Annotated in this window: 15 protein-coding genes; 5 read left to right on the forward strand and 10 right to left on the reverse strand. The window is 69.2% G+C overall.

Features of this window, described 5'->3' with window-relative positions:
- From E3T54_RS14500 to E3T54_RS14510, 3 genes are all read left to right on the forward strand, one after another.
- Window positions 1-315, forward strand: a 315-nt coding sequence (locus E3T54_RS14500) for an aquaporin (protein WP_174844434.1), incomplete at its 5' end; no start/stop codon positions are given.
- 73 nt (window positions 316-388) lie between these two features.
- Window positions 389-1,903, forward strand: coding sequence for a glycerol kinase GlpK (gene glpK, locus E3T54_RS14505; RefSeq protein WP_134476306.1), 1,515 nt, complete (start codon window positions 389-391; stop codon window positions 1,901-1,903).
- A gap of 395 nt (window positions 1,904-2,298) precedes the next feature.
- A complete protein-coding gene (locus tag E3T54_RS14510; RefSeq protein ID WP_134476307.1) occupies window positions 2,299-3,189 on the forward strand; it encodes a hypothetical protein in 891 nt (296 codons plus the stop codon).
- A 459-nt stretch (window positions 3,190-3,648) separates the two neighbouring features.
- Here the strand turns inward: E3T54_RS14510 and E3T54_RS14515 are convergent, their stop codons facing one another.
- From E3T54_RS14515 to E3T54_RS14535, 5 genes are read right to left on the reverse strand one after another with little or no spacing between them, the layout of a single operon-like run.
- Entirely contained in the window at window positions 3,649-4,488 is an 840-nt protein-coding gene (locus E3T54_RS14515; RefSeq protein ID WP_134476308.1) for an HAD family hydrolase, read from the reverse strand.
- Complete coding sequence (locus tag E3T54_RS14520) at window positions 4,485-5,054, reverse strand: GNAT family N-acetyltransferase (protein ID WP_166804933.1); 570 nt, start codon at window positions 5,052-5,054, stop codon at window positions 4,485-4,487. Before E3T54_RS14520 ends, E3T54_RS14515 begins: the two co-directional genes overlap by 4 nt.
- 2 nt (window positions 5,055-5,056) lie before the next feature.
- Complete coding sequence (trpS, locus tag E3T54_RS14525) at window positions 5,057-6,061, reverse strand: tryptophan--tRNA ligase (protein WP_134476310.1); 1,005 nt, start codon at window positions 6,059-6,061, stop codon at window positions 5,057-5,059.
- Between the two features lie 42 nt (window positions 6,062-6,103).
- Window positions 6,104-6,958 (reverse strand): exodeoxyribonuclease III, encoded by an 855-nt coding sequence (locus E3T54_RS14530; RefSeq protein ID WP_134476311.1) that lies wholly within the window; start codon window positions 6,956-6,958, stop codon window positions 6,104-6,106.
- A 28-nt stretch (window positions 6,959-6,986) separates the two neighbouring features.
- Window positions 6,987-8,078 carry a YihY/virulence factor BrkB family protein gene (locus tag E3T54_RS14535; RefSeq protein WP_134476312.1) on the reverse strand — a complete coding sequence of 364 codons (1,092 nt, stop codon included), beginning with the start codon at window positions 8,076-8,078 and terminating at the stop codon, window positions 6,987-6,989.
- A gap of 228 nt (window positions 8,079-8,306) precedes the next feature.
- Between E3T54_RS14535 and E3T54_RS14540 the strand changes: the two genes are divergently transcribed.
- Complete coding sequence (locus E3T54_RS14540) at window positions 8,307-8,633, forward strand: hypothetical protein (protein WP_134476313.1); 327 nt, start codon at window positions 8,307-8,309, stop codon at window positions 8,631-8,633.
- A 49-nt stretch (window positions 8,634-8,682) separates the two neighbouring features.
- Here E3T54_RS14540 and E3T54_RS14545 read toward each other — a convergent pair whose 3' ends face one another.
- From E3T54_RS14545 to E3T54_RS14565, 5 genes are all read right to left on the reverse strand, one after another.
- Entirely contained in the window at window positions 8,683-9,441 is a 759-nt protein-coding gene (locus tag E3T54_RS14545; RefSeq protein WP_134476314.1) for a succinate dehydrogenase iron-sulfur subunit, read from the reverse strand.
- A 2-nt stretch (window positions 9,442-9,443) separates the two neighbouring features.
- A complete protein-coding gene (gene sdhA, locus E3T54_RS14550) occupies window positions 9,444-11,261 on the reverse strand; it encodes a succinate dehydrogenase flavoprotein subunit (RefSeq protein ID WP_092323202.1) in 1,818 nt (605 codons plus the stop codon).
- Window positions 11,262-11,279: 18 nt separating this feature from the next.
- Window positions 11,280-11,732 carry a succinate dehydrogenase hydrophobic membrane anchor subunit gene (locus tag E3T54_RS14555; protein WP_134476315.1) on the reverse strand — a complete coding sequence of 151 codons (453 nt, stop codon included), beginning with the start codon at window positions 11,730-11,732 and terminating at the stop codon, window positions 11,280-11,282.
- A gap of 11 nt (window positions 11,733-11,743) precedes the next feature.
- Complete coding sequence (gene sdhC, locus E3T54_RS14560; protein ID WP_134476316.1) at window positions 11,744-12,160, reverse strand: succinate dehydrogenase, cytochrome b556 subunit; 417 nt, start codon at window positions 12,158-12,160, stop codon at window positions 11,744-11,746.
- Between the two features lie 112 nt (window positions 12,161-12,272).
- Window positions 12,273-13,427, reverse strand: a complete 1,155-nt coding sequence (locus E3T54_RS14565) for a glycosyltransferase family 1 protein (protein WP_134476317.1) — start codon at window positions 13,425-13,427, stop codon at window positions 12,273-12,275.
- Window positions 13,428-13,505: 78 nt separating this feature from the next.
- Between E3T54_RS14565 and E3T54_RS14570 the strand changes: the two genes are divergently transcribed.
- A complete protein-coding gene (locus E3T54_RS14570) occupies window positions 13,506-14,627 on the forward strand; it encodes a mannose-1-phosphate guanylyltransferase (RefSeq protein WP_134476318.1) in 1,122 nt (373 codons plus the stop codon).
- Window positions 14,628-14,634: the final 7 nt, after the last annotated feature.

Consider the following 14,634-nt stretch of genomic DNA (forward strand, 5'->3'; position numbering starts at 1 on the left):
GGCACCTTCGTGCTCGTCTTCGTCGTCATCGCCTTCGGCGGCGGACGCCAGGGCGAAGCCGGCGGCCTCGCCGCCCTCGGCGCCCTGCCGGTGGCCCTGCTCGTGATCGTGATCGGCACCTCGCTCGGCGGCCCGACCGGCTACGCCATCAACCCGGCCCGAGACCTCGGGCCGCGGATCGCGCACTTCCTGCTGCCGATCAAGGGTAAGGGCGGCTCAGACTGGGCCTACTCCTGGGTGCCGGTCGTCGGACCGGTCATCGGCGGGCTTCTCGCCGGCTGGGCTTCGGTCGTGCTGCTGCCGATCCTCAGCTGACTCGCCCCACAGCTTCACCAGCCACAGTCATACTCGTCACCACCCCCTCGCAGTCTCAACAAAGGAGTTCAGAATGGCCCAGTACGTCCTCGCCATCGACCAGGGAACGACAAGCACGCGCACGATCATCTTCGACAAGACCGGTTCGATCGTGTCCAGCGGGCAGAAGGAGCACGAGCAGATCTTCCCGCAGGCCGGCTGGGTCGAGCATGACCCGAAGGAGATCTGGGACAACACCCGCGAGGTGATCGGACAGGCGCTCTCGAAGGCCAACATCACCCGCCACGACATCGAGGCGGTCGGAATCACCAACCAGCGCGAGACCGCCGTGGTCTGGGACAAGACCACCGGCATCCCCGTCTACAACGCCATCGTCTGGCAGGACACCCGCACCCAGCCGATCGTCGACCGGCTCGCCGCCGACGGCGGGGTGGAACGGTTCAAGCAGAAGGTCGGCCTGCCGCTGGCGACCTACTTCTCCGGCACGAAGATCGTCTGGATCCTCGAGAACGTGCCCGGCGCCCGCGAGAAGGCCGACAACGGGGACCTGCTCTTCGGCACGACCGACTCCTGGGTGCTCTGGAACCTGACCGGCGGCGTCGAGGGCGGCGTGCACGCGACGGATGTCACCAACGCGTCCCGCACGATGTTCATGGACCTCGAGACGCTGCAGTGGGACGACGAGATCCTCGGCATCTTCGACGTGCCGAAGTCGATGCTGCCCGAGATCAGGTCCTCGTCGGAGGTCTACGGCGTCGCGAGCGGGCACAGCCTGCTCCGAGAGGTGCCGATCGCGGGCATCCTCGGCGACCAGCAGGCCGCCACCTTCGGCCAGGCCGCGTTCGACCAGGGCGAGGCCAAGAACACGTACGGCACCGGCAACTTCATCATCTTCAACACCGGCACCGAGATCGTGCACTCGAAGAACGGGCTGCTGACCACGCTCGGCTACAAGCTCGGCGATGACGCGCCGCACTACGCCCTCGAAGGCTCCATCGCCGTGACCGGGTCGCTGGTGCAGTGGTTGCGCGACAACCTCGGCCTGATCGGCTCGGCCGACGAGGTCGAGGCCCTGGCGAAGACGGTCGACGACAACGGCGGGGCGTACTTCGTGCCGGCGTTCTCCGGCCTGTTCGCGCCGTACTGGCGCTCGGATGCCCGCGGCGCGCTGGTGGGCCTGACCCGCTTCGTGAACAAGGGCCACATCGCCCGGGCGGCGCTGGAGGCGACGGCGTTCCAGACCCGCGAAGTGATCGACGCGGTCAACGCCGATTCCGGCGTTCCGCTGACCGAGCTCAAGGTCGACGGCGGCATGATCGCCAACAACCTGCTGATGCAGTTCCAGGCCGACCTCCTCGGCGTCCCCGTGATCCGGCCGGTGGTCGCGGAAACGACGGCGCTCGGCGCCGCCTACGCGGCCGGCCTCGCGGTCGGCTTCTGGAGCGGGCTGGACGAGCTGCGCGCGAACTGGCAGGAGGACTCGCGCTGGACTCCGTCGATGGACACGGCCGAGAGCGACCGCCTGCTGCGCAACTGGAAGAAGGCCGTCACCAAGACCCTGGACTGGGTCGACGAGGACGTCCGCTAGCAGCTCTGGCCCACCCCCGCCCCACCCCCGAAGCCCGGCGGCCGTCCCTCGGCCGCCGGGTTTCGGCATCCGCCCTGCCCTCGCTGCCCAGGCTGCCCTCACTGCCGCCCGGCCGCCCTGCCTTCGCCCGTCCGCCACCCGGCCCGCCCTCGATCGCTTCTCCCGGGTCACCGCCTTGTGACCGGCACCAGTTGCGGCCAACTCAGGAGAATCCGTATCCGGGTCCGGCTCGCCCTCGGACCAGTCTGGCGGTTTCCCGTGCGCGCACGGAATGTCCTGAGTTAGCCACGCGGGGCTGTGGGGACATGTTCGCCACAGGGGTGGGTGGGTGGGCGATTTCCCCAGATCCACCGGAGGCCGGGATTCTCCTGCCGCGTGTCGTCAGGCTGCTGGCTATGACCTGGGCCGAATACTTCCGCGACAACCGAGTGCAGATTGCCGAGACCGCGGCCTTGAACGCGGCCGGTGCAACCTGGCGCGCGCTTCGAGGCGCCGTTGACGCTGGCCACCTCATCCGCGTGCGGCGGGGCCACTACGCGCTTCCGGGTACGGATGTTCGCATCCTGGAGGCCGTGCGGGTCGGTGGACGGCTTGCGTGTGTTTCCGCCGCGGCGGACCTCGGCGTTTTCGCCTTCGACAGCCGGTTCGCGCATGTCCAGGTTGACCCCACCGGCTCCCGCTTGCGCACACCCCACGACCGATTCCAGCTCCTCACGGACCAGAACCGGCACGGCGTCGAGCTCCACTGGAATGTGCTGATGCATCCCGCCGACGGCTCCGAGTACCGGGTCGGGCTCATCGACGCGTTGGTGCAGATTGTTCGCTGTCAGGAGCCGAGATTTGCGCTCGCCTCCCTGGACAGTGCCCTGCACCAGGGACTGATTCCGCCGGGCGCGATTTCGGAGATCTTCGCAGCACTGCCAAGGGAGACTCAATACCTTCGGCGCCTCGTGGACGCCCGCAGCGAGGCCGGTCAGGAGACGGTGCTCCGCTTCATCGTCCGGCAGGCCGGGTACGAGTTTGAGATCCAGGTTCGCATCCACGGGATCGGTCGAATCGACATGATCGTGGAAGGCTGCATCGCCGTCGAGGCGGACAGCCGGCAGTTCCATGATGGCTGGGACGCGCACGCGCGCGATCGAACCCGGGATTGCGAACTGGCAATGCTGGGCTACCTGACCCTGCGCGTGTTGTACCGCGACATCATGTTCCACCCTGAGCGCGTGATCGCCGCAATCGCCGGCCTGCTTGACGCCAGTCGTCACTTCCGCCGGACTTTCGTCTAGCCGGGCCGTCGACCGGGGCAGGGACGAGCCCCGCCCGCGGGCTCCTGGCTGGTCCGTGCCCGCACGTCGTCGCAGTGTTTCGCTGGACTTCCGGTCCCGACGGCCGGTCACCGACGGTGGCCAATTCAGGAGATTCGGTGTGCCGCAGGCATTGTTGCGCGTCGTTCCGGGCCTGCCAGCGCGATGCATACGGATTCTCCTGAGTTGGCCGCACCGGGCGGGTTAGCGATGAAGGGCGCACGACTCGGTCCGGCGCGTGCATGGGCGCTGCCGGACGGCCGGTCGCGGTCCCGGCGAGTCGCGCCGGCCTTCCTGGCGCGACTGCACGTCGCCCGACGGTGGCCAATTCAGGAGATTCGGTGTGCCGCAGGCATGGTTGCCCGTCGTTCCGGGCCAGCCAGCGCGCTGCATGCGGATTCTCCTGAGTTGGCCGCCCACGGAGCGGGTGAGGGTCTGTGGTCAGTGGGCGGCGAGGGCGTCGGGGAGGGCAGCCAGGCCCGGGATGCGGACGACGCCGAGTCGGGCAGCCTCAGCCTCGGTCGCAGCCGCAGCCGCAGCCGCAGCCGCAGCCGCAGCCGCAGCCTCGGTCGAAGTCGAAGTCGCAGTCGCAGGAGCAGGAGGAGCGGCAGCCGCGACAGCAGCCTCGGCCGGGTCGGCCGCGGTCCCGGGCCGGGCGAGCCAGACGCCCGTGAGGCCGGCGGCGGCGGCACCGATCGCATCCGTCCGCAAGCGGTCGCCGACGTAGACGGCGTCGGCGGGTGCGACGCCGAAGACGGAGCACGCGTGCAGGAAGATGCGCGGATCCGGCTTGGTGATACCCAGCGAGCCCGACGCGATCACGTGCTCGATCCGCTCGTCCAGGCCCGTCTCGCGCAGCTTCTCGCCCTGGAACGCGAGTTCGCCGTTGGTGATCAGGCCGAAGCGGATCCCCGGGAACCGCAGGGCCAGGGCGTCCAGGCAGGGGAGCGCGTCCTCGTGCAGTCGCCAGCCCGCCCGGTAGTGCGCGAGGTAGCCCTCGAACCAGGCCGCGGCCGCGCCGTCGTCGAGGTCGACGCCGTGCGCGGCGGCGAAACCCTGGGCGCGTGCCCGCCGCTGCCCGCGGTAGTCCAGCACCCCGGCGAGGTAGGAGTGGTAGTGCTCCTCCTCGAGGGAGCGCCACAGGGTGACGGATGCCGCGGTGTCGGCGCCGGCGAACGCGCCTCCCTCCGACACGAGGTGCCGTTCGATCCCCCAGGCGACCGCGTCGCTGTGGGCGAAGAGCGTGTCGTCCAGGTCGAAGAGGGCCAGGCGGGGGATCATCCGGCCGATTCCTCGATCGGCCAGCCGGCCTTCGGCTCCCGGGTGTCGGAGGAGCGGAGCACGGCGTGCCAGGACGGGGGATAGGTGCCGTCGCGGTGCGCCTGGATCGCCGGCCCGACCCCGGTGAAGGTGAACCCGGCCTTCCGCGCGGCGCGCGCGGAGGCCATATTCCCCTCGAGGCATTGCCAGCTGATGGTGTCGACCACCTGGTTCGCGAACGCCCACTCGATCACCAGCCGCTGCGCCTCGGGGATGTGGCCGTGGCCGCGATGCGGGGCGCCGAGCCAGTAGCCGATCGAGGCGCTGGGCAGCCGCAAGCCGATGACCCCGAGCAATTCAGCGGTGTCCGGGTCGCGGACCGCCCAGGTGTACTCCGTGTCCGACGCCCACGCCGCCGGCATATACCCGGAGACGAATGAGTCGGCGTCGGAGCGCTGGTACGGCCACGGGATGTGCAGGTAGCGCTCGAAGATCGGGTCCTGGCAGTACTCGTAGACGCGCTCGGCATCGGCAGGGAGCAGCTGGTCCAGCCGCAGGAGCGGCGAGGACAGGGTGACGGGCTGCACCGTCAGCGCCGCGGCAGCAGGCCGACGGCCTCGTAGGCCCGGGCCAGGGTCACGTCGGCCACGGCCGCGGCCCGGTCGGCGTTGTGCGCCAGCAGACGGTCCAGCTCCGCCGGGTCGTCCAGCAGTTCGATCACCCGCGAACGGATCGGGCCGAAGGTGCCCTCGACGACCTCGACGAGACCCTTCTTCAGGTCGCCGTAACCGCGCCCCGCATACTCGTCCTCGAGAGAGCCGATCGTGACCCCCGCCAGCACCGAATAGATCGTGAGCAGGTTCGCCACCCCGGGCTTGTTCTCCCGGTCGAAGATGACGCCGCCCTCGGCGTCGGTGACCGCACGCATGATCTTCTTCTTCGTCACCGACGGCTCGTCGAGCAGCCAGATCACCCCGGCATGCGACTCGGCCGACTTCGACATCTTCGAGGTCGGGTTCTGCAGGTCGTAGATCTTCGCGGTCTCCTTGACGATGGCCACCTCCGGCACCGTGAAGGTCGAGCCGAAACGCGAGTTGAAGCGTGCCGCCAGGTCGCGGGTGAGCTCGACATGCTGCCGCTGGTCTTCGCCGACCGGCACGACCGTCGTCTGGTAGAGCAGGATGTCCGCGGCCATCAGCGTCGGGTAGGCGAACAGCCCGACCGTCGTCGCATCCTGCCCGTGCCGGGCGGACTTGTCCTTGAACTGGGTCATCCGGCTGGCCTCGCCGAAGCCGGTGATTGTGTTGAGCACCCAGGCCAGCTGCGCGTGAGCGGCGACATGCGACTGCACGTACAGGGTCGACGCCGAGGGGTCGATGCCGGCGGCGATGTACTGCGCCGCGGTGCGCCGGGTGTTCTCCCGCAGTGCGGCGGGATCCTGCGCGACCGTGATGGCGTGAAGGTCGACGATGGAGAAGAACGCGTCGTGCGTCTGCTGCAGCGCCTTCCAGTTGAGCAGGGCGCCGATGTAGTTGCCGATCTGCAGCGATTCTGCGGAGGGCTGCATGCCGGAGTAGAGGCGGGGCTTGTCCATGAGGTCAGGTCTCTCGTGCGTGTGCCGTGGGCGGCAGGAAGGTCAGATGGCGTAGTCGACGACGACGGGAGTGTGGTCCGACCAGCGCTGGTCGTAGGCGGCGGCGCGGTCGACGGCGTAGTTGGTGACGGATGCCGCCAGCGCCGGGGTAGCGAGCTGGTAGTCGATCCGCCAGCCGGTGTCATTGTCGAAGGCCTGCCCGCGCCAGGACCACCAGGTGAACGGCCCGTCGACCTCTCCCGCCCACTTGCGGCCGACATCCACCCAGCCGAGGCCCGCCCCGGCGTTGTACGCCGGGTCGTCCTCCGCGCCGAGGATCCGGTCGAAGTAGGCGCGTTCTTCGGGCAGGAAACCGGCCCGCTTGACGTTGCCCTTCCAGTTCTTGATGTCGAATTTGCGGTGGCCGACGTTCAGGTCGCCGAGCACCACGACGCGGTCGCTGTGCGCGGCCAGCTCGGGCAGGCGCGCCAGCATGGCGTCGAGGAAGGTGTACTTCTCGACCTGCTTCGGGGTGTCGGCCTCACCGGAGTGCACGTAGGTGCTCACGACGGTGACGATGGTGCCGTTGACCTCGTAGTCGGCCTCGAGCCAGCGTCCGGCGCTGTCGAACTCTTCGGCGCCGAACTGCACCCGGTGGATCGTGGCCGTCGATCGGCTCGCGATCGCGACGCCGGCCCGGCCCTTGGCCGTCGCCGCGTCGTGCACGACGCTCCACTCCGGGCCGAGCAGGCCTTCGAGGTCATCCGTGGATGCCCGCACCTCCTGGATGGCGAGGATGTCGACGTCCCGGCCGGCGAGCCAGTCGCCCATGCCCTTGCGGAACGCGGCGCGCACGCCGTTCACGTTGATGCTGGCGATCCGGAGCGGTTTGGCGGGTGTGGCGGGGGAAGGCGGCATGGAGCAAGTCTAGTTTGGGCGCAGCGGCTTACCGTTTGGCGATCGGGTCCGCGCCGGCTGCGCCTTCCCGCGCTGCGCGTTCGACGGCGGCGCGGAGGCGGCGGGAGGTGCCCAGCTTCTGGTGCCAGGCGGCGTCCTTGTGGGCGCGGCTGGCGTCCCGCAGCTCGGTGAGCACGGCCACCCGGACCGCTTCCGCCTCACGTCGGGCGCGTTCGACTTCGGCGTCGGCGGCGGCCGCGGTGCCGAGCCGGCGCGGGTCGATCCCCGCGTCTTGCATGCCGACGGCGATCCAGGCGGCCGAGAGCAGCGTGACTGTGCTCATCAGGTTGAACCAGATCAACAGCCCGATGACCACCGCGAAGGTGGCGAGCAGGGGGTTCCGCCCGGCGCCGCCGAGGAGCGCCCCGCCGAGCACCTTGAGCCCGCCGAGGGCCGCCGCGCCCAGCAGCGAGCCCGTGAGGAGGCGGCGGAGGGGGATGCGCACCCGCGAGAGCACCCGGAAGAGCACGGCGAGCGTGGCCGTGTCGATGACCAGCACGAGGAGCAGGCCGAAGGTGCGCGCCGACGCGTTGAACCAGAACGAATCCTGCGACATCCCGGCCAGCCCGAAGATCGCGCCCAGAGCCCAGGTGCTCGCGAGCGAGACGACGGCCGACACGACGAGGGCAAGACCGAAGAGCAGGCCGAGGCCGAGTTCCCGCGCCTTGACCAGCACGAAGAACGTCGAGTCGCGCTCCATCCCGAAGATGATCCGCACGGCCGTGGCGGTCGTCGAGAGCCAGCCGAGCGCGGTCGCGAGCAGCCCGACGAGGGCGATGGCTCCCGTCCAGCTCAGCACGCCCGCGGTGGCGAGTTCCGTCGGGTCGATGATGCCGTCGCTCCCGATCAGCCCCGGGATCGACTGGTTGATCAGGGCGAAGAGTTCTTCGGTCAGCGCGGGGTTGGAGTAGAGCCACAGCCCGGCGATGGAGAACCCGACCCAGATCGCGGCGAAGATGGCGAAGATCGACTGGTACGACATGCCGCCGGCGAGGATGCCGCCACCGCTGTTCGAATAGTGGGTGATGACGCGCATCGGTCGCCAGGCCATGACCCGGTTGACGATGTCGGTGATCTTCACTGCACCAGCCTAGCGAGGCGCGTTGCCCGACGGGACGGCGCACCCCCAGTTCGGGGCGCAAACCATAAGTGAGCGAGTCTCACCTCTTGCGGACGCTGCCTCGTCCTGCGACTATTCCACTGCTGAACCACCCGAGCCGCCACTCCATACCCCCGAACGTGGAGGGTGACCATGTCTCCGACGCACCCACAACCTCGTCTACCCGATTCCGGGCAGCCGAGTCGACGGATGCGCGCCGCCCAGGTCGCCGCGGTGGCTGTGGCGCTCCTGTCCTGTGCCGGCCCGCCGGCGGCGTATGCCGCCGACGGACCGGCCGGGCAGGGTGCGGTTGTGGTCGAGGCAGACGCGAATCGCGTCGGCCGGCCGGTGGCGCCGCGACCCGAAGCGGCCCCACCGGCTCCGGCCCGAGTCACCGAGGCCGCAGTCGCCCAGGACAGGACCGCTCGACCCGGAGCGCTCGACTTCGTCTGGCTTCTCCCGCTGGGCAGCGGCCTGGCCGTGCTCGGTACCGGCTGGGTGCTCAGCCGACGCAACCGCAACGACGATTCCGACTAGGCGAGACCGCCCGGCCGAGACCGCCCAGGCGAGACCGCTCAGGCGGAAGCTACGGCTTGCCTCGCATCATGGCCTGCTTGACCTCGGCGATGGCCTGGGTGACTTGAATGCCTCGGGGGCACGCCTCGGTGCAGTTGAAGGTCGTGCGGCAGCGCCACACGCCCTCTTCGTCGTTGAGGATGTCGAGGCGCACGGCGGCGTTGTCGTCGCGCGAGTCGAAGATGAAGCGGTGCGCGTTGACGATCGCGGCCGGGCCGAAGTACTGGCCGTCGGTCCAGAACACCGGGCAGCTCGACGTGCACGCGGCGCAGAGGATGCACTTGGTGGTGTCGTCGAAACGCTCACGCTGGGCCACCGTCTGGATGCGCTCCTTGCCGTCCTTGGGCGCCTGCTGCGACACGAGGAACGGCTGCACCGCCTTGAACGACTCGAAGAAGGGCTCCATGTCGACGATGAGGTCCTTCTCCAGCGGCAGGCCCTTGATGGCCTCCACGTAGACGGGCTTCGTGATGTCGAGGTCCTTGATCAGGGTCTTGCAGGCCAGGCGGTTGCGGCCGTTGATGCGCATCGCATCCGAACCGCAGATGCCGTGGGCGCAGGAGCGGCGGAAGCTCAGGGTCCCGTCCTGCTCCCACTTGATCTTGTGCAGGGCGTCGAGCACGCGGTCGGTCGCGTACAGCTCGACGTCGAAGTCCTGCCAGTGCGGCTCGGCGTCGACCTCCGGGTTGAACCGGCGGATCATCAGCGTGACGGTGAAGGACTCGATCGCCTCGGGGACGGCGGGCGGCGTAATGGTTGCGGTGGTCACCGTCAGTACTTCCTTTCCATCGGCTGGTAGCGCGTGATCGTGACCGGCTTCCAGTCGAGCGCGATGTGGTCGGCCGCGTCGGCGGAGTGCGGGTCCCCGGTCAGGTAGGCCATGGTGTGCACCAGGTAGTTCTCGTCGTCGCGCAGGGGGAAGTCGTCGCGCATGTGCCCGCCGCGGCTTTCCTTGCGGTTGCGGGCGGAGAACACAACGACCTCGGCGAGGTCGAGCAGGAAGCCGAGTTCGACGGCCTCGAGCAGGTCGGTGTTGAAGCGGCGTCCCTTGTCCTGCACGCCGATGTTCTTGTAGCGCTCGCGCAGCGAGTGGATGGTGTCGGTCACGTCCTTGAGGGACTCGTCGGTGCGGAACACCTGCGCCTTGGCGTCCATCGTCTCCTGCAGTTCCTTGCGGAGCACGGCGATGCGTTCGGTGCCGGTGGAGCTGCGGATGCCCTCGATCAGTCCGCGGACGAACTTCGCCGGGTCGGCGGGCAGCGGCACGAACTCGGCGGTCTTGACGTACGCGACGGCGTTGTTGCCGGCGCGCTTGCCGAACACGTTGATGTCGAGCAGGGAGTTGGTGCCGAGGCGGTTGGAGCCGTGCACCGACACGCAGGCGCATTCGCCGGCGGCGTAGAGGCCGGGCACGACGGTGGTGTTGTTGCGCAGCACCTCGGCGTTCACGTTGGTGGGGATGCCGCCCATCGCGTAGTGCGCGGTCGGCATGACCGGCACCGGCTCGGTGACCGGATCGACGCCGAGGTAGGTGCGGGCGAACTCGGTGATGTCAGGGAGCTTGGTCTCGAGCACCTCGGCGCCCAGGTGGGTGCAGTCGAGGTAGAGGTAGTCCTTGTTCGGTCCGGCGCCGCGACCCTCCGCGACCTCCTTGACCATGCAGCGGGCGATGATGTCGCGCGGCGCGAGGTCCTTGATGGTCGGCGCGTACTTCTCCATGAACCGCTCGCCGCTGGCGTTGCGCAGGATCGCGCCCTCGCCTCGGGCGCCCTCGGTGAGGAGGATGCCGAGCCCGGCGAGGCCGGTCGGGTGGAACTGGAAGAACTCCATGTCCTCGAGCGGGAGGCCCTTGCGCCAGATGATGCCGACGCCGTCGCCGGTGAGGGTGTGCGCGTTCGAGGTGGTCTTGTAGATCTTGCCGAAGCCGCCGGTGGCGAAGATGAAGGCCTTGGCCTGGAAGACGTGCAGCTCGCCGCTGGACAGGTCGTAGGCGACGACGCCCGAAGGCTGCTCGACCCCGTCGACCTCGGTCATGATCAGGTCGAGCACGTAGTACTCGTTGAAGAAGTTGATGCCGCGCTTGACACAGTTCTGGTACAGCGTCTGCAGGATCATGTGGCCGGTGCGGTCGGCGGCGTAGCAGGCGCGGCGCACCGGGGCCTTGCCGTGGTCGCTGGTGTGGCCGCCGAAGCGGCGCTGGTCGATCTTGCCCTCGGGGGTGCGGTTGAACGGGAGGCCCATGTTCTCGAGGTCGATGACCGCGTCGATGGCTTCCTTGGCGAGGATCTCCGCCGCATCCTGGTCGACGAGGTAGTCGCCGCCCTTGACCGTGTCGAAGGTGTGCCACTCCCAGTTGTCTTCCTCGACGTTTGCGAGGGCCGCGGCCATGCCACCCTGGGCCGCGCCGGTGTGGGACCGGGTCGGGTAGAGCTTGGAGATGACCGCCGTGCTGGCGCCGGGGCCGGCTTCGATGGCGGCACGCATTCCGGCTCCACCCGCTCCCACGATGACGATGTCGAACTGGTGGTAGTGCACGCCGTCAACGACGGTGGACTCCGTGGGCGCTGTGGAAGAGGCGGGCGTTGTCATGATGGGTGTGTGCAGCTCCTAAAGGGCCGAGCAGAACGAGGGGAGGAGGTCGGCGGGCGCGCCGGCCGGGCAGGGGTCGAAGGTGAAGACGACCAGGGTGCCGAGAATGATGAGGACAGCGACGCTGGCGAAGATCGCCCACTTGAGGATGCCGCGGGTCAGCGGCTGGGTGGCGTAGTCGTTGACCAGCGTGCGCATCCCGTTGCCGCCGTGGATCAGGGCGAGCCAGAGCATCAGCACGTCCCAGGTCATCCAGAACGGGTTGGTCAGCTTGCCGGCGACGAAGGCGAAGTCGAGGGCGCTCACCCCCTTGCCCACCATGAGGTTCACGAAGAGGTGGCCGAAGATGAGCACGACCAGCACGACGCCGGAGGCGCGCATGTAGATCCAGCCCCACTTCTCCCAGTTGACGCCCCGCTTGCGGGGCGCACGGGCGTAGGGACTGCGGGGGGCTTCGATGGTGGTTGACATGTCGTCCCCTCCTAGTCGCTGAACACGTTCGTAAGCTGGCGCGGCACGAAGGCGAGCATGGTGAGCACCCAGAGGCCGATGACGACGTAGAACATCACCTTCTGGTACTTCGCGTTCCAGAAGTCGATCAGGATGATCCGGATTCCGTTGAACGCGTGGAACACGATGGCACCGACCAGGGCGATCTCACCCAGCCCCATCAGGGGCGTCTTGTAGGTGCCGATCACCGCGTTGTAGGCCTCTGGGCTCACGCGCACGAGCGCGGTGTCGAGGATGTGGACCAGCAGGAAGAAGAAGATCGCCACGCCCGTGATGCGGTGCAGGACCCACGACCACATGCCTTCGCGGCCCCGGTAAAGGGTTCCGGCGGGGCGACGCGAGGTCGTCTTTTGCTGATATGTCGGGGTTCCTGCCGTTTGCTGTGGCATGAATAACCCTCCCTGGTTGAGATGTGGCCGCGATGAGACGAGGCAGTCGCGCTCGAGAGCGCGTGTTCCCAGTCTAGGTGTCGGCGCCCGGGTTTTTTGCGGCCGGGCCCGCCTAGCGTCGCATCGAGGGCGGCACGAGCGTGTTCGCCCAGACGGCGGCGCGCTCGTCGATGGCCCGTTCGTAGTAGCCGAGCAGGGCGCCGCAGACGCCCTCCCACGACCGGCCGAGCACACTGCGGCGCCCGGCCTCGCCCATCCGGCGGCGCAGCGCGCCGTCCGTGGCCAGCCGCGAAACAAAACGGCGCAGATCCCGCTCGTCGTTCGGCGCGAACAGGAAGCCGTCCTCGCCGTGCGCCACGAGGTCGATCGGGCCCCCGGCGCGCGGGGCCACGACCGGCAGGCCCGCTGCGTGGGCCTCCTGGATGGTCTGCCCGAAGGTTTCCTCCGTTCCGGCGTGCAGGAACAGGTCGAAGCTCGCGTACGCGGCCGAGAGGTCGGCGCCGGCCAGACGGCCGAGCCAGGCGACGGGCATCCCGGCCAGTTCGCGCCGCACGAGGTCGGAGGACGGCCCGTCGCCGACGAGGGCCAGGCGGATGCCGTCCAGCCCGCGCAGCGCCCGGAACCGTTCCACCTGCTTCTCCGGGGCGATCCGGCCGACGTAGCCGACGACGACCTCCCCGCCGGGGGAGAGCCTCGCCCGGAGCCGCCGCGCTGCCGGATCGCTGCGCTGGTTCGGGTGGAAGCCGACGAGGTCCACGCCGCGGGCCCACGGCTCCAGTCGGCGAAGGCCGATGCGGCGCAGGTCGGCCATTGACGCCGTCGAGGGGACCAGGGTGAGGTCGGCGCCCTCGTGCACCCACTTGACGAGGCGCCAGGCCAGGCCGGCGGCCTGGCCGAGGTTGTTCCGGCGGGCGTAGCCGGCGACATCCGTCTGGTAGATCGCGACGGTGGGGATGTCCAGGCGGTTGGCCGCGGCGATGCCCTGGGCGCCGAGCAGGAACGGGGACGCGGCGTGCAGCACGTCGGGCCGGAAGTCCTGCAGCAGCCGGGAGACGAAGGGGCTGGGCAGGCCCACCGGGAATTGCCGGTAGGCCAGGGCCGGCACGGTGTGCACTGGAAACCCCGCGTACTCGGGCGGCGCCCCGGCCGGCGCGATGACGATGGCGTCGTGCCCGTGTCGCGCGAGGTGGTCGAGCACCCGGCACACGCTCGTGGTGACCCCGCTGATCGTGGGCAGAAAGCTTTCCGTGATGACCGCGACCCTCATGAGGCGAGCGTACGGAGGCGAGATAGCCGCCGGGTGAATGGCGGGTATCCGGCCGGGCGGCGGCGGTAGTCTGGCCAGATGCCTCAGACCAGCACCCCCATTGAGCGGTTTTACAGCGTGATCCCGGCCGGCGGGATCGGCTCGCGGCTGTGGCCGCTGTCCCGCGCGGACGCCCCCAAGTTCCTGCACGACCTGACCGGGTCCGGCCAGACGCTGCTGCGCGACACCTGGGAACGCCTGGCCCCGCTCAGCGGCGAGCAGCGCGTCATGGTCGTGACCGGCCGGGCCCACCGCGCCGCCGTCGAGGAGCAGCTTCCGGAGCTGGCCGACCACAACGTGGTGCTGGAGAGCGAGCCGCGTGAATCCTCCGCCGCGATCGGACTGGCCGCAGCGATCCTGGAGAAGCGGGAACCGGGCGTCATCATCGGTTCCTTCGCCGCCGACCACGTCATCAAGGGCTCCGCCCAGTTCCGCGACGCCGTGACCGAGGCCGTGGCGGCCGCGGACGCCGGCTACATCGTGACCATCGGCATCCGGCCGACCGAGCCGGCCGTCGGTTTCGGCTACATCAAGTGCTCCGGGCCGCTCGACATCCCTGCGGCCGGCAGCGCCCTCGCGGTCGAGCGGTTCGTCGAGAAGCCGGACCTCGAGACCGCGGAGGAGTACCTCGCCGACGGCCAGTACCTCTGGAACGCGGGGATGTTCATCGCCAGGGCCGACCGCCTGCTCGAGGAGATCGGACGCTCCGAACCGGAGCTGCTCGCCGGCCTGCTGGAGCTCGCGGAGGCGTGGGACACCCCGCGCCGAGGCGCCGTGGTCGACCAGGTCTGGCCGCGCCTGAAGAAGATCGCCATCGACTACTCGGTCGCCGAACCGGTCGCCGCCACCGGCAAGCTCGCCGTGATCCCCGGCCAATTCGACTGGGACGACGTGGGCGACTTCGCCTCCATCGCCAAGATCCACTCCGGCGGACGCAAGCACGATCTCGCCATCCTCGGTGAAGGTGCCCGAGTGCTCGCCGACTCCAGCACCGGCATCGTGGTCAGCCACACCAAACGGATGATCGCCCTCATCGGTGTTGAGGACATCGTCGTCGTCGACACCCCGGACGCCCTGCTCGTCACCACCAGCGCCAACGCCCAGAAGGTCAAGGCCGTCGTCGACGCGCTGAAGCTGTCGGGTTCGAGCGACGTTCTCTAGACTCGGT

The sequence above is a fragment of the Cryobacterium sp. Sr8 genome, assembly GCF_004403225.1.
GTDB lineage: Bacteria > Actinomycetota > Actinomycetes > Actinomycetales > Microbacteriaceae > Cryobacterium > Cryobacterium psychrotolerans.

Bases quoted from the DNA above. Each gene is read 5' to 3' on its own strand.
- E3T54_RS14530 (WP_134476311.1), bottom strand. From the start codon at position 6,958: ATGCCGCCTTCCCCCGCCACACCCGCCAAACCGCTCCGGATCGCCAGC.
- sdhA (WP_092323202.1), bottom strand. From the start codon at position 11,261: ATGACAACGCCCGCCTCTTCCACAGCGCCCACGGAGTCCACCGTCGTT.
- E3T54_RS14570 (WP_134476318.1), top strand. From the start codon at position 13,506: ATGCCTCAGACCAGCACCCCCATTGAGCGGTTTTACAGCGTGATCCCG.
- E3T54_RS14555 (WP_134476315.1), bottom strand. From the start codon at position 11,732: ATGTCAACCACCATCGAAGCCCCCCGCAGTCCCTACGCCCGTGCGCCC.
- E3T54_RS14565 (WP_134476317.1), bottom strand. From the start codon at position 13,427: ATGAGGGTCGCGGTCATCACGGAAAGCTTTCTGCCCACGATCAGCGGG.
- trpS (WP_134476310.1), bottom strand. From the start codon at position 6,061: ATGGACAAGCCCCGCCTCTACTCCGGCATGCAGCCCTCCGCAGAATCG.
- sdhC (WP_134476316.1), bottom strand. From the start codon at position 12,160: ATGCCACAGCAAACGGCAGGAACCCCGACATATCAGCAAAAGACGACC.
- glpK (WP_134476306.1), top strand. From the start codon at position 389: ATGGCCCAGTACGTCCTCGCCATCGACCAGGGAACGACAAGCACGCGC.
- E3T54_RS14540 (WP_134476313.1), top strand. From the start codon at position 8,307: ATGCGCGCCGCCCAGGTCGCCGCGGTGGCTGTGGCGCTCCTGTCCTGT.
- E3T54_RS14510 (WP_134476307.1), top strand. From the start codon at position 2,299: ATGACCTGGGCCGAATACTTCCGCGACAACCGAGTGCAGATTGCCGAG.
- E3T54_RS14515 (WP_134476308.1), bottom strand. From the start codon at position 4,488: ATGATCCCCCGCCTGGCCCTCTTCGACCTGGACGACACGCTCTTCGCC.